The sequence below is a fragment of the Mycobacterium sp. 5-140-3-2 genome (assembly GCF_035666375.1).
GTDB classification, from domain to species: domain Bacteria; phylum Actinomycetota; class Actinomycetes; order Mycobacteriales; family Mycobacteriaceae; genus Mycobacterium; species Mycobacterium intracellulare.
Genome location: NZ_CP142025.1, coordinates 90998 through 111442 on the forward strand (window position 1 = coordinate 90998; position 20445 = coordinate 111442).

21 protein-coding genes and 1 pseudogene are annotated in these 20445 nt (G+C 66.2%); 19 read left to right on the forward strand and 3 right to left on the reverse strand.

The features are described from left to right. The first annotated feature begins 100 nt into the window (after positions 1 to 100). The 7 genes and pseudogenes from P6281_RS00455 (at position 101) to P6281_RS00485 (ending at position 5091) form a co-directional block, all read left to right on the forward strand. Positions 101 to 523: an Hsp20/alpha crystallin family protein gene (locus P6281_RS00455; protein WP_008262748.1), complete on the forward strand. Its 423-nt coding sequence runs from the start codon at positions 101 to 103 to the stop codon at positions 521 to 523. A gap of 571 nt (positions 524 to 1094) precedes the next feature. Further along, complete coding sequence (locus P6281_RS00460; protein WP_014710772.1) at positions 1095 to 1292, forward strand: hypothetical protein; 198 nt, start codon at positions 1095 to 1097, stop codon at positions 1290 to 1292. Positions 1293 to 1424: 132 nt separating this feature from the next. Next, positions 1425 to 1700: a hypothetical protein gene (locus tag P6281_RS00465; RefSeq protein WP_014383609.1), complete on the forward strand. Its 276-nt coding sequence runs from the start codon at positions 1425 to 1427 to the stop codon at positions 1698 to 1700. A 57-nt stretch (positions 1701 to 1757) separates the two neighbouring features. After that, positions 1758 to 2497: pseudogene (locus P6281_RS00470) on the forward strand (SDR family NAD(P)-dependent oxidoreductase). A gap of 99 nt (positions 2498 to 2596) precedes the next feature. Continuing rightward, complete coding sequence (locus P6281_RS00475; protein ID WP_009952095.1) at positions 2597 to 4030, forward strand: FAD-binding oxidoreductase; 1434 nt, start codon at positions 2597 to 2599, stop codon at positions 4028 to 4030. A 126-nt stretch (positions 4031 to 4156) separates the two neighbouring features. Next, a complete protein-coding gene (locus P6281_RS00480; RefSeq protein WP_008262754.1) occupies positions 4157 to 4285 on the forward strand; it encodes a hypothetical protein in 129 nt (42 codons plus the stop codon). 128 nt (positions 4286 to 4413) lie between these two features. Then, positions 4414 to 5091 (forward strand): Crp/Fnr family transcriptional regulator, encoded by a 678-nt coding sequence (locus tag P6281_RS00485; RefSeq protein WP_009952093.1) that lies wholly within the window; start codon positions 4414 to 4416, stop codon positions 5089 to 5091. Here the strand turns inward: P6281_RS00485 and P6281_RS00490 are convergent. Then, entirely contained in the window at positions 5088 to 5984 is an 897-nt protein-coding gene (locus tag P6281_RS00490; RefSeq protein WP_162832309.1) for an alpha/beta fold hydrolase, read from the reverse strand. The two genes, P6281_RS00485 and P6281_RS00490, sit on opposite strands and share 4 nt — an antisense overlap. Positions 5985 to 6352: 368 nt before the next feature. On the opposite strand from P6281_RS00490, the gene P6281_RS00495 reads away from it, so the two are divergent. Genes P6281_RS00495 through P6281_RS00510 form a run of 4 tightly spaced genes read left to right on the forward strand, consistent with a single transcriptional unit; the run spans position 6353 to position 9762 of the window. Beyond that, positions 6353 to 7741, forward strand: coding sequence for an FAD-dependent oxidoreductase (locus P6281_RS00495; RefSeq protein WP_009952091.1), 1389 nt, complete (start codon positions 6353 to 6355; stop codon positions 7739 to 7741). Beyond that, a complete protein-coding gene (locus P6281_RS00500) occupies positions 7738 to 8169 on the forward strand; it encodes an SgcJ/EcaC family oxidoreductase (protein WP_009952089.1) in 432 nt (143 codons plus the stop codon). The genes P6281_RS00495 and P6281_RS00500 overlap by 4 nt, the downstream gene beginning before the upstream one ends. A 55-nt stretch (positions 8170 to 8224) precedes the next feature. After that, a complete protein-coding gene (locus P6281_RS00505) occupies positions 8225 to 8809 on the forward strand; it encodes an arsinothricin resistance N-acetyltransferase ArsN1 family B (protein ID WP_202349640.1) in 585 nt (194 codons plus the stop codon). Then, positions 8806 to 9762, forward strand: coding sequence for a dipeptidase (locus tag P6281_RS00510; protein ID WP_201407149.1), 957 nt, complete (start codon positions 8806 to 8808; stop codon positions 9760 to 9762). The genes P6281_RS00505 and P6281_RS00510 overlap by 4 nt, the downstream gene beginning before the upstream one ends. A 21-nt stretch (positions 9763 to 9783) precedes the next feature. Here P6281_RS00510 and P6281_RS00515 read toward each other — a convergent pair whose 3' ends face one another. Both P6281_RS00515 and P6281_RS00520 read right to left on the reverse strand, forming a co-directional pair. Next, positions 9784 to 10485, reverse strand: coding sequence for a hypothetical protein (locus tag P6281_RS00515; protein WP_026071081.1), 702 nt, complete (start codon positions 10483 to 10485; stop codon positions 9784 to 9786). Then, positions 10485 to 11096 (reverse strand): hypothetical protein, encoded by a 612-nt coding sequence (locus tag P6281_RS00520; RefSeq protein ID WP_009952082.1) that lies wholly within the window; start codon positions 11094 to 11096, stop codon positions 10485 to 10487. The genes P6281_RS00515 and P6281_RS00520 overlap by 1 nt, the downstream gene beginning before the upstream one ends. 328 nt (positions 11097 to 11424) lie before the next feature. Here P6281_RS00520 and P6281_RS00525 point away from each other — a divergent pair, with 328 nt between their 5' ends. From P6281_RS00525 to P6281_RS00560, 8 genes are read left to right on the forward strand one after another with little or no spacing between them, the layout of a single operon-like run. Further along, entirely contained in the window at positions 11425 to 12294 is an 870-nt protein-coding gene (locus tag P6281_RS00525; protein WP_008262772.1) for an MlaE family ABC transporter permease, read from the forward strand. Position 12295: 1 nt separating this feature from the next. After that, a complete protein-coding gene (locus tag P6281_RS00530) occupies positions 12296 to 13153 on the forward strand; it encodes an ABC transporter permease (protein WP_009952080.1) in 858 nt (285 codons plus the stop codon). Further along, positions 13154 to 14725, forward strand: coding sequence for an MlaD family protein (locus P6281_RS00535; protein ID WP_202349641.1), 1572 nt, complete (start codon positions 13154 to 13156; stop codon positions 14723 to 14725). Beyond that, a complete protein-coding gene (locus tag P6281_RS00540) occupies positions 14722 to 15801 on the forward strand; it encodes an MlaD family protein (protein ID WP_324738569.1) in 1080 nt (359 codons plus the stop codon). The genes P6281_RS00535 and P6281_RS00540 overlap by 4 nt, the downstream gene beginning before the upstream one ends. After that, positions 15794 to 16840 (forward strand): MCE family protein, encoded by a 1047-nt coding sequence (locus P6281_RS00545; protein WP_009955638.1) that lies wholly within the window; start codon positions 15794 to 15796, stop codon positions 16838 to 16840. The genes P6281_RS00540 and P6281_RS00545 overlap by 8 nt, the downstream gene beginning before the upstream one ends. After that, entirely contained in the window at positions 16837 to 17952 is a 1116-nt protein-coding gene (locus P6281_RS00550; protein WP_324738570.1) for an MCE family protein, read from the forward strand. The genes P6281_RS00545 and P6281_RS00550 overlap by 4 nt, the downstream gene beginning before the upstream one ends. Before the next feature lie 2 nt (positions 17953 to 17954). Then, positions 17955 to 19187 (forward strand): MlaD family protein, encoded by a 1233-nt coding sequence (locus P6281_RS00555; protein ID WP_014378796.1) that lies wholly within the window; start codon positions 17955 to 17957, stop codon positions 19185 to 19187. Further along, the gene (locus tag P6281_RS00560; protein WP_014381598.1) at positions 19184 to 20434 is read left to right on the forward strand and encodes an MlaD family protein; all 1251 of its coding nucleotides are present in this window, start codon (positions 19184 to 19186) and stop codon (positions 20432 to 20434) included. The genes P6281_RS00555 and P6281_RS00560 overlap by 4 nt, the downstream gene beginning before the upstream one ends. Positions 20435 to 20445: the final 11 nt, after the last annotated feature.

Below are 20445 nucleotides of genomic sequence, written 5' to 3' on the forward strand. Positions count from 1 at the left end.
CTTGCCAAGATCGCCGACCCGAGCTATATAAAAACTATGCCGCAAGGCATAGATAACCGATGCGAACAGACACCAGATGGGAGTGTTGGAGGTGACGACCATGTTGGTTCGTAGCGATCCGTTTCGTGACCTCGACCGCTTCACTCAGCAGCTATCGGGCACCGCGGCACGTCCTGCCGCGATGCCGATGGATGCCTGGCGCGACGGCGAGCAGTTCGTGGTCGAATTCGATCTGCCGGGAATCGATGAGCAGTCGCTGGACCTCGACATCGAGCGCAATGTGGTGACGGTGCGCGCCGAGCGCCCCGACGTCGATCCAAGCCGGGAGATGCTGGCAACCGAACGGGCGCGTGGGGTGTTCAGTCGGCAACTGGTGCTCGGCGACAATCTCGACACCGAACATATCGACGCGTGTTACGACGCCGGGGTACTGCGGTTACGTATCCCTGTGGCCGAGAAGGCCAAGCCACGCAAGATCGCGGTCAACCGCGGGGATAGGCAGCAGACCGCAATCAGCGCCTGATGGGCCGGTGCCATGCTGACAGAACGTGAGTTGGTGATGACGCACTGCGGCACCGGGACAGCGGCGCCCGGCACCGACGCCGAGGGATCAGCAGGCCGGCAGACGGGGCTCTTGCTGGCCGATGATCCGGAGGTGGCGGTCCTGATTGCCGAGGTCGACGCCATCTTGTGCGCGGCGTCAGTCACCCTGCTTCGTCGGCCACCGGCGCCACCAGTGGCCGGGTGCGCCCTGCTTGGGCCCCGGTCACCTGGTCGGTCCTGGGAGGTATGCGCACCGCCATGGCGCGCGCCCGCGCCCAATGTGCGCGCCGTGCAGCGCAGCCCTCCGCGGCGACCGTCGGCCAAGCCCGGTAACACCAGGATGGAGAAAGGCAGGTGATGAGATCACAACGAGGATGAATGGGCCAGTCCGCCGCGCCCGGGCAACTCCGTGGGCACTACCTCGATCCTGCACGGATGAGGTTCGGCCACTGCCATAGCCAGGCGACTCGTCCGGGGGCGGGCGGCCCACCCTCACAAAGCCAAACATGTTGACAGTCGGGGTTATTCATCAGTCGCGAAGGAGGGTAACCGTGATCGAACCAGCCATGCTCAACAGCCGTGCGCGCAGATACTTCGGTGCGCGGGACAGCTTTTTGCCAGTGGAGGCCGACCCCGCCGACTGGGCAGAACAGCAACTGTCGGTACCCCTGCCCGACGACGAATATCCCCATCTCGGTGGTGACCGCCGCGTCCTGATCTCGATGTCGGGCGGCGCCGACATCGACTGATATCGCATTGCGTTGAGGTCCAGCTTGTTTGAATCGGCAGGTTCCGTGCCTCACGACCTGGCCTGAGACTTGTTGGCCGGAGTGTGGCCGGCGCGTGACCCTCCCGCGACCGTGACGAAGGACGCTCATCACGTGACGGTAATCGCGGCGATCTGCGCGCTCACGACAGCGACGTGCATCGGCTACTACGTCGGCCGCCGTGCGCGTCCCACGCGGCCGAGCTGGAAGAAGCGCACCAGCAGGATCGCGCTGGGCAAGCTGGCGATCAACCTGGTCGCGGTGGTCACGGCACGCCGACTTCGGCAGAGCCTGCAGCTCGAGCGGATGTTCGCGAGTGGGCGAAGATCGAGACCGGTTGCCCCACTTGACCTTCTGCGGGGTAGCGTCGTGCGGATGCGGTCCTACTAGCCTGCCCGAAGCATGCACGCCGCATCGAACTCGCCGCGACGAAGGAAGAGAGCTGGCATGGCTGCGCTGCAGGACAAGGTGGCATTGGTGACGGGCGCGTCGTCGGGACTGGGCGCGGAAACCGCCAAACTGTTCTCGCGGCAGGGCGCAACGGTTTTCGGCATCGGTCGCGACGCCGGACGCCTGGCCGGCGTCTTCGCCGACGTGGAACGCGGCCGCCACGCATCGGTGGACATCGCTTCGCCCCGGGCCTGCAGGGACGCGGTCGAGCAGTGCGTCAACGAATTCGGCGGCTTAGACATTCTCGTCAACGTCGCCGGCAAACACCAGATGCGCCGCACGGAGTCGATGTCCGACGCCGACTGGGAGCAGGTGTCGCCGTCAACCTGAACGGCCCCTTCTTTCTCTGCCGGGCCGCGCTGCCCCACCTGCTGGAGCGAGGCGGAAACATCGTCAACGTCAGCTCGATCGCCGGTGTCGAGGGCCAGGCGTACTCGGCCGGCTACTGCGCCGCCAAGCATGGGCTGATTGGCCTTACCCGCGCGCTGGCCGTCGAATACACGGCGGATCGCCTGCGCGTCAACGCCGTGTGCCCGGGCGGGATGCTCACACCCCAAATCGAACAGTTCAGCGCCCCGGACAATCCGAACTACGACCTGATCATGCGCACGGCCTCCCCACGCGGCATGATGCAGCCGCTCGACGTCGCCAACGTGATCGCCTTCCTTGCCAGCGACGCCGCCGCGGCCATCCACGGCGCCGTCTATCGCGTCGACAACGGCAAGGGCGCCGGATAACGGTTGGGGCACGTTTCGGTCAACCGTCGACATGTCATGCGCCGCCACGGTTCTCGTGGCCGACAATTCGGGACATGAGGCAGTCGCGGGAGCCCGACGTTGGCGCGTGAGATCTCACGGCAGACGTTTCTGCGGGGCGCCGTCGGGGCGCTAGCCGCGGGGGCGGTGCTCGGCTCACCCCGTGCTTTCGCCGATCCCAGGCCGTCCGGGTGGGAAGGCCTTTCCACCGCGCTCGGCGGCAAGGTGCTGCTCCCGGACAGCCCCCAATTCGCCAGTGCCAAACAGGTTTTCAACACCAACTACAACGGGTCCACGCCGGCGGCCGTCGTCACCCCCACGTCGGCGGCCGACGTGCAGAAGGCGATGGCGTTCGCCGCCGCCCACAACCTCAAGGTCGCTCCGCGCAGTGGCGGGCACTCCTACATCGGAGCGTCGACCGCCAACGGGACCATGGTGCTCGATCTGCGCCAACTGCCCGGGGACGCCAACTACGACGCGGCCACGGGGCAGGTCACGGTGACGCCGGCCACCAGCCTCTACACGATGCACCGGACGCTTGCCGCGGCCGGCCGGGGCGTCCCGACGGGCACCTGCCCATCGGTCGGCGCCGCGGGGCACGCGCTGGGCGGCGGCCTGGGTGCCCAGTCCCGGCACGCGGGTCTGCTCTGCGACCAGCTGACATCGGCGTCGGTCGTGCTGCCCAACGGCCAGGCGGTCACCGCATCCGCGGCCAGCAACCCCGACCTGTTCTGGGCGCTGCGCGGCGGCGGTGGCGGCAACTTCGGTGTGACGACCTCGCTGACCTTCGCGACGTTCCCCACCAAGGACGTCGACGTCGTCAACCTCAACTTCCCGCCGGAGTCGTTCGCCCAGGTCCTCGTCGGATGGCAGAACTGGCTGCGCACCGCGGACCGAAACAGCTGGGCGCTGGCCGACGCCACCGTCGACGCGACGGGCACGCATTGCCGAATCATGGCGACCTCCCCGGCCGGATCCGGCAACAGCACGGCGGCGGCCATCACCCAGGCGGTCGGAATGCAGCCCTCCGGCACCGAGAACCACACCTTCAACTACATGGACCTGGTGAACTACCTGGCGGTCGGGAACCTCAACCCGTCACCGCTCGGCTACGTCGGCGGATCCGACGTCTTCGCCACCGTCAACGCGGGCGTCGCGCAGGGGATCGCCGCGGCGGTCAACGCCTTTCCCCGCGGCGCCGGGCGCATGTTGGCGATCATGCACGCGCTCGACGGCGCCCTTGCCACCGTGGCGCCGGGGGCGACGGCCTTTCCCTGGCGCCGGCAGTCGGCGCTGGTGCAGTGGTACGTCGAAACCGGCGATCCTGCGGCCGCGACGAATTGGCTCGGCACGGCACACCAAGCGGTGCAACAGTATTCGGTCGGCGGCTACGTGAACTACATCGAGGCCGGCCAGTCGCCGGCGCGCTATTTCGGCCCGAACCTGTCTCGGCTGAGCGCGGTGCGGCAAAAGTATGATCCCGGCCGGGTGATGTTCTCCGGGCTGAATTACTAGGCGGCGGGCAGGGCCCGCAAGTCGGTGATTAGACCAGCTTTGCACGGGGTACTTCCACTGCATCTGTGCGAATGAGGGGTTTGGTGAATGGCAGTGGAACACGGTCGCGCACGGTGCCCGCGATGCATGGCATGGGCGCAGTACAGCTTTCTAGAGCGCGACGACAAGCTCGAGTATCAGGTCCGTTGCGATGCGTGCGGCAACGTCTACTCCGAAGTCACCACCGCGTCGACCGCCACGACGCCGGCCGCCTAGCCGCCCGACCTGCTGCGTTACGGAATTTAACCCTCGTGTAAAGTCGAGGACGCGAGCCAAGACGCCCCCAACCCGGAGTAGCGCCTAGTGCGCGCAAACGCCGTGCGGAACGCGTTGAAAGGGGCGGCGTGGACGACATTTTGGCGCGAGCCGGCATCTTCCAGGGAATTGCACCCGACGCGGTCGCCGCGTTGGCCCGCCACCTGCAGCACGTCTCCTTCCCGCGCAGGCGCACCGTCTTCGTCGAGGGCGAGGCGGGCGACGACCTCTTCGTGATCTTGGCGGGTTCGGTGAAGATCCGTCATCAGACCGCCGACGGCCGTGAAACCGTCTTCGCGGTGCTGGGCCCCGGCGACGTGTTCGGCGAGCTCGCACTGTTCGATCCGGGCCCGCGAACCTCGACGGTGATCACGCTGACCGAGGTGGAGACCGTCAGGATGGACCGCCACGCCCTGCGAACATGGATGGCCGAACGCCCCGAAATCGCGGAGCAGCTGCTACGGGTGCTGGCGCGTCGGCTCCGGCACACCAACAACACGCTGTGCGACTTGATCTTCACCGATGTGCCCGCCCGGGTCGCCAAGCAAATCCTCGATCTGGCAATGCGTTTCGGTACCAACAGCGGGGGACCGGTGCGCGTCGAGCATCACCTCACGCAAAAGGAGCTCGCTCAACTCGTCGGTTCCTCGCGCGAAACGGTCAACAAGGCGCTATCGGATTTCACCCAGCGCGGCTGGATCCGGCAGCAGGGCAAGGCCCTGATCATCGACCAGCCCGCGAAGCTGGCCCGCCGCGCACGGGCCTAGGTGATCGACCAGAATTCCAGCAGCGTCCGTAGCGTCGCGACCAGGGGAAGCGGCTGGTCCAGCATCGGGTGATGACCGGCTTCGGCCAGCTCGACAAACGGGCCCCTCAGCTGCAGGAGGGAGCGAATCCGTTCGGCCATGGCGGGCGGCACCAATCCGGCCTCGCAACGCAAATACCCTACGCGGCAGCGCATCGCGGCGAGCATGCTCTCCAGCGATTCCTCGTCAGCGGGCGTCGGATCGAGATACTCACCGCCGTAAATCGCCGGATCGAATTTCCAAACCCAGCCCCCGTCGGACTTGCGTACCGACTCCGCCGCGATATGCCGGCGGACATAGGGGAGGATCAACTCCTGCGACGGCACGGCCGTAAACCGGGCCAGGATCTCGTCTTTCGTCCGATATTCGGTGTGTTTGTGCCGGCGTAGGCGTTCTTCCTCCGGCGCACGCTCCCACAGCGGCGAATCGATCACCAACATGCTGTTGATCTGCCGGCTGTGGTGCATCGCCGTTGTGGATGCGACCCAACCGCCCATGCTGTGGCCGACGATGGTCGGCCTCCCGGCGGGGCCCGCGGCGGACGCGGCGGCCATCACTTCGCTCGCCCAGATCCGCAGGTCATAGTTGGCGCGCGACCCGCTGTCGCCATGGCCGGACAGATCCAGCGCAATCACCCGGTGGGTACGGGAAATGAACGGCGCGATGTGGTCCCACCAACCGGAGTGGGCTCCGCCGCCGTGGATCAGCACCACCGGCGGCTGGTCGGCGGCACCCCAAATGCGTAGGTGGATACGGCAGCCGTCGACATCGACCTCGCCGTGCTCGGGCTGTTGATCGAGTGCGGCAGTGAACCACGCCGGTGTAACGGGTAGCTGGCGCGAACGGGAGAACAGTTTGACCCTCCCTATTCGTGATGCAGGTCAGCCGCGCCGACGCCCCACTTTAACTGCAGCGGAACAATTTCGAAAGCATGCTCGCGCATCCACGGCGGCCCTGTGGGTGGCAGCGAATCATCGGAATGGACGCCAGGAGGGCCACCCATGTCCCAAAAGCTGTGCATAGATCCAACTTTCACCGTGTTGAGGTGCGTGCCGTTGTCCGGGAGGGACTGCGATCTCCACGGATCCCGCCGGTCGGCCGTGGCGGAAGCCGTATTATCATCGCCTTAATATTCTTACCATAACCTTAGATTTGCGGTATGCTGCTGCGGCATGGGTCACACCACAAACCGTGTGGGCTCCTCTGTTCACAGGCCTGTGCCGTGAACGCCTCGCGTGAGCACGCCGTTGTGCTAGGTGCGGGGATCGCGGGTCTGCTTGCCGCGCGGGTACTTTCGGATGTCTACGACTCGGTGTGCGTCATCGAGCGTGACAAGACTCTCGGCCTTCCCATTCACCGGAAGGGTGTGCCACAAGGGCGTCACATCCACAATTTCCTGAGCCGCGGCACGCAGGTGCTCGCCGAACTGTTTCCCGGGCTGATTGACGAGCTGGGCGCCGCCGGTGCGGTTGTCATCGACGACGGCGACTTGTCGCGGCTTTATGTGCGGGCGGGCCGCTACGAGCTCCAACGTGCGGGCACGTTGACCGATCCCACGGCGGTGACGTTGTGCCTGGCGACGCGACCTTTTGTGGAGTCCCATGTGCATCGACGCGTCGCGAATCTGCCCAACGTGCGGTTTCTCGAGGGCCATGAGGTGATCGAGCCGCTCACCGAGGCAAATGCCATTGCCGGCGTGCGAATAGTGCAGCACGACAACGGCACGCCGGGGGACCTGGCCGCCGATCTGGTCGTCGACGCGATGGGCCGGTCCGCCCGCACCCCGGCGTTTTTAGAGGGGATGGGCTACGGACGCCCGCCCGAGACGCGCTCCACCGCCATGCTGGGCTATTCCAGCCAACTGCTGAGCATCCCTAACGGATGCATCAACGAGCAGATGGTCGTGTTCAACCTCGGGCTCCGTGGCAAGCCCGGCGGGCTGCTGCTGGCCTGCGAGAACGACACCTGGATGTTCGCGGTCGCCCGCACCATCGACACGGGCGGGGCGCCACCCGATTTCGCCACCATGCTTGCGCTGGCCGAGGGTGCATTGCCCCCGGAAATCATGGACGGGCTACACCGCGCGCACCCGCTCGCGGACATTGCCACCTTCCGCAATCCCGCGGCGGTTTGGCGGCGCTACGACCACATGACGAGACTCCCCCGCGGACTGCTCGTCATCGGCGATGCGCTCTGCAGCCCTAACCCGGTGTACGGGCAAGGCATGACAATGGCGGCGCAGCAAGCGCTGGCACTGCGTGACTGCCTACGCGGCGGCGACGCCGACTTGGCCCAGCGCTTCTTCCTCATGGCGGCACGCGGCATCCGGCCGACATGGGCGATGAATCAGGCCAACGACCGCAACCGGTCGTCGAACCGCAAGCCTTCCCTGCAACGGTGGCTGCGGGGCCGTCTGGTCGGGGCGATGCTGAACGCCGCCGGCGACGACACCGCGGTCACCGAACGCCTGCTGCGGGTCACTCACCTCGTCGACCCACCGGTGCGGCTGCAGGACCCCACGTTGTTGCTTCGCGTCCTTCGAGCCAACTTGCGGCAACGATTCCGACGGGCGCAGCAGCATCGACACCATCGATTGCGGGAGGCATTGTGACGACCGGTGAGCGGCGGGCCGACGAAGACGCGATCCGCGGGCTGATCGATCAGCAGGTAAGGGGTTGGGCGGCAGGCGATCCCGACGCCTACGCCAGTGTCTTCACCGCGGATGCGGACTACGTCACCTTTCTGGGCGCCCACCATACGGGCCGCGACGCGATTGCGGCGTCGTACGCCCCGCTGTTCCGCAAGCTCCTCAAGGGCACCCGGCTACGGATCGACGTCGCCCAGCTCCGGTTTCTCACACCCGACGTGGCGCTGATTCACGCGAACGCGACGGTGGTGAGGCGGCGACGCAACCGGCGCAATGCCCGGGTGAACACCAGTGTCGCCGTGCGGACCGACGGGCGCTGGTTGCTCGCGTCTTCGCAAAACACCACGCATCGCCCGTTCGCAGAAGCCCTTATGGCCAGGTTCTTTTCCTGAAGGCCGCGACCATCGGCCGTCGTGCGGCTAGCCTTCTGTGGTCGTGAGGCTAAGAATGGCCACGCCCGAGGACGCGGGCGCCATCGTGGACATCTATCTGCCGTATGTGCGGGACACGGCCGTGTCCTTCGAGACGGTCGCCCCGAGCGTTCAGGAGATGCGGTCGAGGATGACCACCACGCTGGCAACGCTGCCCTGGCTGGTCGTCGCGGACAGTCGAGGCCCCAAGGGATACGCCTACGCAAGCCCACACCGGGCACGGGACGCCTACCGTTGGTGCGTCGATGTTTCGGTGTACCTCGACACATCCGTTCAGGGCCGGGGACATGGCCGCCGAATTTACACGGCGCTGCTGAATGTGCTTGCCGCACAGGGGCACATCAATGCCTATGCCGGCATCACGCTTCCCAACGCTGCCAGTGTCGGTCTGCACGAAGCCTTGGGCTTCACCCCGGTCGGCGTCTTTCGCGACGGGGGCTTCAAGCGACAAAGATGGTGGGATGTCGGCTGGTGGCATCGTCGCTTGGCCGACCCGCCCGTGTCCCCGCGCGAACCGAGGCCCTGGCCCGAACTGGCCGATCGGGCCGTCGACTCCGCGCTCGAGGGTAACGGCTCGCCTCAGGAGAGTTCACCACCATGACCGCCCTGTTGTGGGACCAGCACACGTGCCTGCCGCTCGCCACCGACGCCGACATCGGGCCGTTGAATCGTTACCAATTCGCCGGTGGCACGGTGCTTTCGGTCAACGCGGGATATTCACCACACAGCTTCGGCGACGCCGTGGCGCTGCTGGATCACTATCGTGCCGCGATCGACGACCACCCCGGCCTGGAATTGGCGGCCACCCTCGGTGAGGTAGACGCGGCGACCCAAGCCGGGCGCATCGCGGTCGTCTTCGACCTGGAAGATTCACGCCCGCTTGACGACGACCTGGAGAATCTGCGGAGGCTGGCGAACCTGGGAGTGCGCACCCTGTTGCCGACCTATAACAACGCCAACCGCGCGGGCAGCGGCTGCCTCGACCGCACCGACGGCGGCCTCACCGCCTGGGGCCGTGCGATCGTCGCGGAACTGAACACGGTCGGCATCGTTCCCGACGGGTCTCACTGCAGTGCGCGCACCGGTCTCGACATGTGCGAGGTATCGACCGGCCCGGTCATTTACAGCCACTCATGCATGCGCGCGTTGTGGGACCATCCCCGCAACATCACCGACGATCAGGCCAGGGCCTGCGCGCAGACGGGCGGTGTCATCGGCATCACCGGCGTCGGCATCTTCCTCGGACCCAACACGCCCACGCTGGAAGCGATGACAGGGCACCTCGAATACGCCGTCGACCTCGTCGGCATCGAGCACGTCGGTATCAGCACCGACTTCTGTTTCGACGCCGCCGATTTCGCCAACGAGCTGCGCCGCAATCCCCACCTGTTCGACGCCAGCTACACCCGCTGGGGCCCGATCCAGTGGGTGCCGCCGGAAACCTTTGTGACACTCGGTGAGCACCTGCGGGGAAGGGGATGGAACGGTCGTGACATCCACGCGGTCCTCGGTGGCAACTTCTATCGGGTGGCCAAACAAGCCTGGCGCGCCTGAACAGGCCACCGGCGCATCACTTCACGGCAGTTCGACCTTGCTGGCCAGCCATCGGCCGTCCACCTTTTCCATCGTCATCTTTACCCTGCTGCGGTCCAGCTGAGGTGCCGGCGCCGCACCGTTGCTCACCGACTGATCCACGAACAGCACGACGTCCACCTTGTCCTCGGTCGCCGACTGGACCGCCGCGTCGACGACGTTGCCGTGCGCCGCCGCCTTGTTGTCGATGAGCGTTTGGCGCAGCTGGGCGCTGGATTTCGTGTACATGTCCTTGAACTCGCCGGTCGAGCCGTCGAGGACTTCGGCGAAGTTCTTGTCGATCGCGTTGGTGTCCACGCTGGTCAGCGCGAGGATGTATTTCTTTGCCGCAGTGAGTGCTTGGGCCGCCGCCACGTCCTTCTGGTGATGCTGGAACAGCAACCAGCCCTCGTATCCGGCGCCGGCGAGTACGACCGCCAGAATCAGAGCGGCCGCCCAACGAGCGACGTTGACGCGCCGGCCCTTTCGCTTGCTCGGACGCTGATCGTCTTCCCCGTCGGCAGAGCCCTCACCGGGGTCCGTGTCCGGGGAGGCGTCGGCCGGTGGACGGCTGACGTCGTCGTCCTCGGCCTCCGCCGCTTCCGTGTCTTCGGCAACTTCTGTGCCTTCTGCGGCGATGCGGAAGCGACTCACCAACCACGTCCGTGGGTTGCCGACTGTTCGTAGCGATGGGCGATGGTTCATCAGTTACATGCGCCGGAGTCACGCAGCGCGTTCGCCCAGCCGATGGCCGAGACGATATTCGCGTGGGTGACGCCCGACGGATCCTTTCTCTTGATGCTGTCGCTGATCCGGGACAACTGAAATGCCAAGTGGACCATGGATTCCCCGCCGTATAACGGCGAATAGGGGCCGAAGTTGTCGGGTTCGTTGGTGATGATCAGTGGCTTCACCCGCGGGCCCAGAAAGGCCGTCGACCGATCGATGTTGGCGACAACGGCATCGGCGTTCCGCTGCATGCCGCCGGTCGTGTAGTCGTCATGGTGGTCACCGAGGTGGCGATTGAAGTCGTTGATCTGGCCCATCAACGGATCGAATTGGGACTTGAACCATTGGCAGGAGTCGGACATTCCGCCGATCATCTCGGGGGTCACCCGAGAGGTGAACGTGTTGTAGGGCCAGACGTCGAAGTTCGGTGACCAATCGCTGGGCGCGGGCGTGAACGCCGGCTGCGGTGGGGGAGGTTCACCCGGATCGGCGTAGGCGGTGCCGGAAAGCACGACGGCGGTCGCGAGCAGCGCCTGGCCGGCACACACGATGCCTCCGCCCGCCTGTCGCAACCTCGCCAGAATCATCCGCGCCTTCCCCGAGAACACGATAACTCGCGACCGCTCTAACCAACCATTTAGTCGACAAATGTCCAGTAACATCTGTGGCCTGGAACGGGATCTTCTCGCGAAGTCGGCGTCGCGTCAAGGACCCGCTGGCAGGCGAAGATGCGAAGTGACCACGGGCCATAGCGGCACCAGGCGGGGCAATTGAGCGCCAAATCTGCACAAAGTGCAAAGTGAGATCTTTCGCATAGCCTGAATAGCGGTTAACATAGCCGCCCGTGGGGGCACAGCAAAGGTTCACCGATGAACAGCCGTACCGGCGAGTGACCGCGCCGAGGCGCATCCGGCGATGACCGCCCAGGACGATCGCCCGCTCACCGAGGATCGGGCGCCCGACAGTGTGGCCACCATCCAGGAGTGGTCCGCGGGCTATGTGGTGCGGCACCCCCTCGCCTCGCTGAACACACTGGGCGAGCAGTACATCCTCGCGGTCCGCACGGTCGAGTACTGCATGGTCGACCTGTTCACCGGCCGCTTCCAGTGGGCGGAGTTCGTGCGGCAGGGGGCCTTCATGGCGGCGACCGCCGTGCTGCCCACGGTCCTGGTGGCGCTGCCCATCGGGGTGACGCTGTCCATCCAGTTCGCCCTGCTGGCCAACCAGGTCGGCGCGACCTCGCTGGCGGGCGCCGCCAGTGGGCTCGCCGTGATCCGTCAGGCCGCCTCGCTGGTGGCCGCGGTGCTGATGGCATCGGCCGTCGGGTCCGCCATCACCGCGGACCTCGGGTCTCGGACCATGCGCGAAGAAACCGACGCCATGGAGGTCATGGGGGTCTCGGTAATCCGCCGCCTGGTCGTCCCTCGCTTCGCCGCCGCCATCATGGTCGGCGTGGCGCTGACCGGAATCACCTGCTTCGTCGGCTTTTTGGCCAGTTATCTGTTCAACGTCTACTTCCAACGCGGCGCACCGGGAAGTTTCGTGGCGACGTTTTCGTCGTTCGCCACCACGGAGGACATGATCGTCGCGCTGCTCAAGGCCGTGATCTACGGAGCCATCGTGGCGGTAATCGCCTGCCAAAAAGGGCTTTTCACCAAGGGCGGGCCGGCGGGCGTGGCCAACTCGGTGAACGCGGCCGTGGTGGAGTCGATTTTGGTGCTGATGATCGTCAACGTCGGGATCAGCCAGTTGTACAACACGCTGTTCCCCAGGACGGGACTGTGAAATGACGGCCTCCGCATACGTTCCCGGACTCGCACGACCGTTCATCGGCGCGTACCGGGTCGCGGCCGCACCTACCATGCGGCTGGGACACATGCTGGTCTTCTTCGTCCGTGCCGTGCTCGCGGTGCCGATCGTGCTTCGGCAATACCGCACGGAATTCCTACGATTGCTGTCGAACATCGCCTGGGGCAACGGCTCGATCGTGGTCGGCGGCGGCACCGCCGGCGTCGCGGTGGTCCTCGGCTTCACCGCCGGCGCACTGGTGGCCGTGGAGGGATACAACTTTCTCAACCTGCTCGGCCTCGGCCCCGCCACCGGGATCATCTCGTCACTGGTCAACACCCGCGAACTGGCGCCCATCATGGCCTCCCTGGCGTTCGCGATGCAGGCCGGCTGCCGGTTCACCGCCCAACTCGGCGCCATGCGCATCGCCGAAGAGATCGACGCCCTGGAATCCCTGGCGATACGCCCCATCCCGTTCCTGGTCACGACGAGGCTGATGGCCTCCGTCATCGCCGTCATCCCGCTCTACATCGCCTGCCTCGCCGTCACCTACCTCACGTGCCAGGTGGTCGCCAACATCATCAGCGGCGGATCGATCGGCCCGTACCTGCACTACTTCACCATGATGCTCAGCACCAAGGACATCGCCTACTCGGTACTCAAATGCGTTGTCTTCGTGTGGCTTTCCTCCACCGTGCAGTGTTACTACGGGTTCTACGCCGCGGGCGGACCCGAGGGCGTGGGCGTCGCGGCCGGCCATGCCATGCGGGCGAGCATCACCGTCGTGATCATGGTCAACATGTTGCTCACGATGGCGCTGTGGAGCATCGACGCCGGCGCGAGATTCGGTGGCTGAATGGCCAATTCGCTAGATTTCGACGGGCGGGGCCCCACCGACCAACAGCTGGTGGCCCTGGGCGCGACGGTGCTGCTGATCGCGGGACTGATCACGGGAAGCCTGCTGCTGAAGTCCACCGGCCGGCTCAACGACTACATCCGCGTGGTCGCCGAGCTGACGAACGTGGGCGATGGGCTGCCGGCGCGGTCCGATGTCAAATACCACGGGCTGCTCGTCGGCGCCGTCGACAACGTCGTCCCGGCGGCCTACGGCAAGCCGAACTACGTGCACATCAACCTCAAACCCGAATACGCCAAGGACATCCCGAGCGCGGTGACCGCGCGCGTGGTGCCCAGCAACGTGTTCGCGGTCTCGTCGGTGCAACTCGTCGACGGCGCCCCGAGCCCGAGCATCCGCAACGGGACGCGCATCCCCGAGGACCTGCAGCTGTCGACGGTGATCTTCCAGACCACGATCAGCAAGCTACGCGACATCCTGGCCGCGACCGGCCGGGGCCGCGAAGACCACAGTGTCGGCATCCTGGCCGCCGTCGCGGCCGCCACCAACAACCGGCGCGGCACCTTGCTCAACGCCGGCGCGCAGCTGACCCGGGTGCTCGACGAGCTCAATGCCATCGTGACCACCTACCCCGGCCCGTCCACGGTCTCCGCGCTGCTGGACGCCACCCGCGGCCTGCAGGCCACCGCGCCCGACCTCGTCGACGTCTTGCACGACGCGGTCAAACCGATGCAAACCCTGGCCGAAAAGCACGAGCAATTCCGGTCTCTGGTCACCGGCTCGCGCCACACCTTCGGCGTGAACCGGCAAGCGTTCGACAACCACACCGACCAGCTGATCGAGATGAGCCAGAACCTCACGCCCGCCCTCGGCGTGTTCGCCCTGAACAGCGACAAATTCGTCCCCATCTTCACTCGGCTGAACCGGCTGTCCGACAAGTTCTTCGAAGAGGTGTGGGACCCGGAAATGGACACCGGGAACATGCGAGTCAATCTGGCGCTCACCCCGACCTACACCTACACCCGCGCCGATTGCCCGCGGTATGGTCAGTTGCTCGGGCCGAGCTGCTACACCGCCCCGACCATCGCGGTGCGCCCGGACCTGCCCGAGGTGTTGTTGCCGCAGAACTACCACGCGCCAGCGGATTTGGCGCCGCCCCCGGGCACGCAGATCGGACCCGATGGCAACCTCACCGCGGTGGGCCCGCCCCTGTTCAACCCGAATCCCAGCCTGGAAGACCCCAACCCGCCGTTGCCGTGGTGGCCGTGGCAGATCGGCCCGACACCCCGCGTCCCGGGGACCGCCGTCCCCGACGACGCGCCGCCGGCACCGGCGCCGGGACCGCCTCCCCCGAGTCCGGGCCCGCCCGACGCGGCCGCGCCGGCGACCTACGGCGGCAACGTCGGCCCGGTGGGCAGCCAACACGAACGTGACCAACTCGGCGCGATCACCGGCCAGGGCCGTCCGGCGTCGGTAGCGACGCAACTGCTGCTGGGCCCGGTGGCGCGCGGCGCCACGGTCTCCCTGAAACCACAGCAACCGCAGCCCGCGCCGGGTGGTGAGCCGAAATGAAGGTACGCGGACCGCTGATCGGGCTGTCGCTGTTCATGGCGATCGCCATCGCCGTGACGTGGATGGTGTACGCCACCCTGCGGCGCGACGTGGCCGGGCCGACCACGCCGTACGCGGCGATGTTCACCGACGTGTATGGACTACGCATCGGCGACGACGTCCGTATGGCCGGCGTGCGGGTGGGCCGCGTCGAAAACATCGAATTGGCCGGCAAATTGGCGAAGGTCTCGTTCATCGTCGAGAACGACCAGCACCTGTACGGCAACACGGTCGCATCGGTGACCTACCAGAACATCATCGGGCAGCGCTATCTGGGATTGTCGCTCGGCGAAACCGGCAGCAGGGGAATGCTTTCGGCGGGCAGCGTGATACCGGTGCAGCAGACCGACCCCTCCTTTGACGTCGGCAAGCTGCTCAACGGTTTCGAGCCGCTGTTCACCCTGCTCAACCCCAAAGACGCCGACGACCTGACCAAGGGGGTCCTGCAGTCGCTGCAAGGCGACCAGGCGTCCATTCCGCTGCTGGTGCAGCAGACCTCGACGATCACGCGGACGCTGTCGGCGCGCGACCAGTCGTTGGGCGACCTCATCAGCAATCTCACCAAGGTCACCGACACCGTCGCGCGGCAAAACGACGACCTCGACCACACCCTCGATCAAACCCGCCCCGCGGTAGCCAATTTCGATGCCCGCCGCCCGGCGCTGCAGGACTCGGTGGGTTCGATCGCCCGCGTGACCCGCCGCCTCGCGGCGATCGCCGATGACGTCGACCCGTCATTGAACCAGCTGATCACCCGGGAGCCGGGATTCAGCAAGCACCTGGCCGGAATCGAGCCCCAGCTGGCGTTCACCGGTGACAACCTCCCCCTATTGCTCAAGGGTTTCGCGCGGGCGCTCAGCGAGGGTTCCTACGGCAACGCCTACGCGTGTGACCTGAACGCGACGGGCTTCTTCCCCGGGCTCAACGACATCACCACGTTCATCGTCAACGCGGCCACGCCCGGAAACGCGTATCCGATCACCACGAAGAACATGGGGTGGCACACCCCGCGATGCAGGAACATGGCCAATGGCTGACGCACTGAGAACCCGATGGCTGCGCTGGCGACCGCTCGAGTCCTACAACAGGACCTGGCTCGGGCTGGGCGGGCTGGCGGTGGTCGCGGTCCTCGTCGCGGTGTCGCTGGGGATCAAGCTTCTCGGCGTCGGTTACACCCATTACACCGCCGAATTCCTGCAAGCCGCCACGCTGCGGCCCGGAAACCCCATCACCATCGCCGGGATCGAGGTCGGGCACGTCACCAGCATGAAACTCGACGGCGATCACGTCGAAGCGGGCTTGAGCGTGCGGGACAACGTCGCGCTGGGCAAGGACACCCGGGCGGTCATCAAGGTGATGACCATCCTTGGATCGCGCTATCTGGAGCTGGTGCCCGACGGCCCGGGATCGATTCCGGGCAAGACGATCACCCTGTCCCACACGGCGGTGCCCTACGACCTGCAGTCTCTGCTCGAAGACGCCACCACCACATTCGAGCAGGTCGATTCCGACCAGTTCGCGCAGTCGCTCGCCGTGCTGGGCAAGCAACTGGGCGGGGTGCCCCCGCTGGTTCCGCAGGCGGTCGCGAACCTGCAGACGTTGTCGACGATCACCGCCGACCGCCGGGGACAGCTCGGCACGCTGCTGAAAAGCACTCAGCGAGTGGTCAATACGCTGCGGCGCCAGCAGACCAACATCGGGCATCTGATGGATCAAGGGCAGGACCTGCTCGGCCACCTGGTGGCCCGCCAGGCCACCTTCCACGCCATGTTCGCGGCGCTGACCGAGCTGGTCGATCAGCTCGACAAGGTCGTCGTCACCAACCGCCCCATGCTCGACGAATTGTTCGTCAACCTGCATGACCTGACGAACATGATCGGCCAGCACGACGACTTGGTGCGCAACACGCTGCAGGTCGCCCCGGTGGCGCTGCGGGGCTTGACGAACGCCACCGGCTACGGTCCGGTCGTCGAATTCAACCTGCCCAACGGGCTCGCCATCGACTCGTGGATGTGCGCCATCAGTGGGCGCGCGAAGGAATTCAAGATGATCCAGTACTTCAAGGACTGCAAATGATTTCAGGTCGGCGCAGGCTCATCGCCGTCGCGGCCGTGGCAGCCGCGGCGGCGGCCGTCGCCATCGGCTTGGTAGGGCACTATGTCAAATCCCGACTAGACACGATGACCGTGATCGCTCAATTCGACAGCGCCGCCGGCCTTTACGAGGGAAACGTGGTAGCGGTGCTCGGCATGCCGGTGGGGAAGGTCAGCAAGGTCACGTCCAAAGGCAGTTACGTCGAGGCCGAGCTGACGCTGGACAAGAAGGTCAAGATCCCCGCCGCGGTCCGTGCCGTCACGATCACCACCTCGATACTCACCGACCGCCAGGTTGAATTGACCCCGCCATACCGGAGCGGACCGGTGCTCAAGAACCACGACACCATCGGACTGACCAGGACGAAGACGCCCGTGGCGTTCGACCGCGTGCTCGACATGCTCGACAAAGTCTCCAAATCGCTCAAGGGCGACGGGAAAGGCGGCGGCCCGGTCGCCGACCTGAGCGACGCGGCGGTCGCCATCACCGATGGGAACGGCAAGAAGATCCTGGCCGCCCTCGACGAGCTTTCCAAAGCGCTGCGCCTCAGCTCCGAGCGTGGCGTCACCACCCGCGAGCAACTGACCACCATCATCACCGACCTCAGCTCGATCACCGAGGCGGCCGCGCGCAACGACGCCAAGGTACGCGAGTTCGGTTCCACCACACGGCAGCTCAGCCAGATCCTGGCGGACGAGAAGTTCGGCACCGGCGCCACCGGGCGGACCATCAACCGGATACTCGAAGAAGTCACCACGCTGATCGAGAACAATCGCGACAACCTCAAGCAGGCCGTCCGCAACGGGGACACGGTCGCCAAGACGGTTGTCGCGGATCAGCGCGTCGTGGCCGAGATGCTGGACGTGCTCCCGCTGACACTGGAAAACCTGTACAACACCGTCGACCGCACCAATGGCGCGATCCGTGTGCACGGCCTGCTCGACAAGGCGCTCACCGACAGCCAGTCGGCCAAGGAGCTGTGCAATCTGATGCACCTGCGCCAATTGGGCTGCAGCACAGGGACGCTCCAGGATTACGGCCCGGACTTCGGGCTGACCTACATCCTCGAGGGCCTCTCGGCGATGGGGCAGTAGCGATGACCTGGGGCAAGCACAAGGCAGCGGCGGCGGCGCTGAGCGCGGTGATGGTCAGTGCGGGCTGTGCCACCAACGGCCTGGCCAGTTTGCCGCTGCCGGCACCGGGAATCGGCGGCGGTGGATATTTGCTCAACGCCGTGTTCTCCAACGCCCTGAATCTGCCCGCCCATGCCAAGGTCAAACTCGCCGGAGCCGACGTCGGGCAACTCGAGAAGATGGTCGCGCGCAACTACACCGCGGTGACCACCCTGCGCATCATGGACGGCGTGCGCATCCCCGTCGGCAGCACCGCGGAGCTGCGATCCGCGACACCGCTCGGCGACGTGTTCGTCGCCATCAAGCCACCGACCCCGGTGGACCCGAATGCGCCGCTGCTCAAGGGCGGCGAAACCATCGGGCTGCCGGCCACCCGCGCCGCCGCCACCGTCGAGAGCGTGCTCAGCTCGGCCGCGCTGCTCGTCAACGGCGGTGCGGTCCGCAACTTCACCAACATCGTCAACGGCGCCGGGAAGGCGACAGGCGACCAGGGACGCGCGTTCGGCGACCTGATCAACCGGACCAATCTATTGCTGGGCAAGCTCAACGCCCGATCGGAGCAGATCGACGCGGCGGTGACCGAGACGGCGGGCCTGGCCGATCGCCTGGATGAGAAGAACCAGGCGATCACCGAGGTCTTGCAGGCCGTCGGCCCGGCCACGAACGTGTTGTCCAGCAACGCCGATGAAATCGCCGACGTGGTCGACGAACTCGGCGCCACGACCCGGCAGCTCTCCAAATTCCCCTCCATCGCCGGCACCGACAAGACAGGCCGCAGCGTCATCAAGGACGCCAACACCATCGCCGCCGCCTGGAACGACGTGGTGCTGAGCCCCGATACCAGCCTCGCCGCGCTGAACCGGCTGATCCCGCCGTTCGTGAAAACCACGTCCAGCGACGCCATTTCGGTACGCGGAAGCTTCGACCGGCTGGTCATGGGATCGCGACCCGGTACCGGGGCGGAGACCGGGGGGTTCAAGGGCGACCCGGCATTTCACGGACCCATGCGCCGCGACTGGAACTACATGATCGGCTCCATCAAGTACGTGCTGTGGCGCCTGCAGGAACGCGTCGTGGGTCGCGGGCCGCAAACGCCGATGGGCCAGACCCCGTGGACGCCGAGCGGTCCGCCCCTCCCCCCGGCGCCCGGGGGAGAAGCGCCGCCCGATCCCATCAACCCGGAGCCACCGCGATGATCGACACCCTCGCTCGAATCATCGTCGCCGCGGTCCGAGCCGGCCACCGCCAGCGCGCCTGGCTGTCCGGCCTCGCCTTGGTGCTCACCCTCGTGGTCGGCCTGGCCTACCTGGCGATCGGCGCACTGCGCATCAATCCGCTGGACTCCACCTTCCAGGTCACGATCCGGCTGCCCGAATCCGGCGGGTTGCTGGCCAACCAGGACGTCTCCGTCCGCGGGATCCGGGTCGGGCGGATTCAGTCGCTGCGACCCACACCCACCGGTGTCGAGGTGATCGCAAACATCAACGCGAACACCAAGATTCCCGCTGTCAGCCCGGTGCGGGTGTCCGGACTCTCGCCCGCCGGCGAACAGTACATCGATTTCGAGCCCGCCTCCAACAGCGGACCGTTCCTGTCGAACGGCAGCGTGATCGGCCCACAGCGGACCACGACTCCCATCCCGCTGTCCCAGGTGCTGGCCGACGCCGATGGGATGCTCGCCCAAGCCGACCCGAAGAAGCTCGAAATCGTGAAGCGCGAACTGAGTTTGAGCAAGGAGGGCCCGCAAAAGCTCACCGACATCATCGACGGTTCGACGTTCCTGCTCTCCACGATGGACCCGGTGCTGCCGCAGACCGTCAGCATGCTCAAGACCAGTCGCGTCGTCCTGACCACCCTCTCCGACAAGAATGCCGGGCTCGCGGTCGCCGCACGCAATGTCGGCGACCTCATGACCGGTGTGAACAAAATGGACCGCGGCTATCGCAAATTCGTCGACCAGACACCGCACGCGATGTCGTCGGTGGACAACCTGTTCGACGACAACTCCGACACCATGGTCGGGCTGCTGGCCAACCTGGTGACCACCGCGCGGATCATCTATGTCCGGGTTCCTGCCTTGAACGCGGTCTTCCCGAACTACCGGGGGTCCACGCTCGAGGCCCTGATGACGACCATGCACGAGCACGGGCTGTGGGCGACCGCCGACATCTACCCGCGCTACACCTGTGACTACGGCACCCCGCGCCGGCCGTCGTCGTCGGCGGACTACCCCGAACCGTTCCTGTACACCTATTGCCGCGACGACGATCCCCAGGTGTTGATCCGCGGCGCCAAGAACGCCCCCCGGCCGGGCGGCGACGACACCGCGGGCCCCCCGGCCGGCGCCGACCTCGGCCAAACCGCGGATCCAACGCCCAAGGGCCGGTTCACCATTCCCACGCCGTACGGCGGACCGGTGCTGCCGATCGAACCACCCCACTGACCTACCGACGC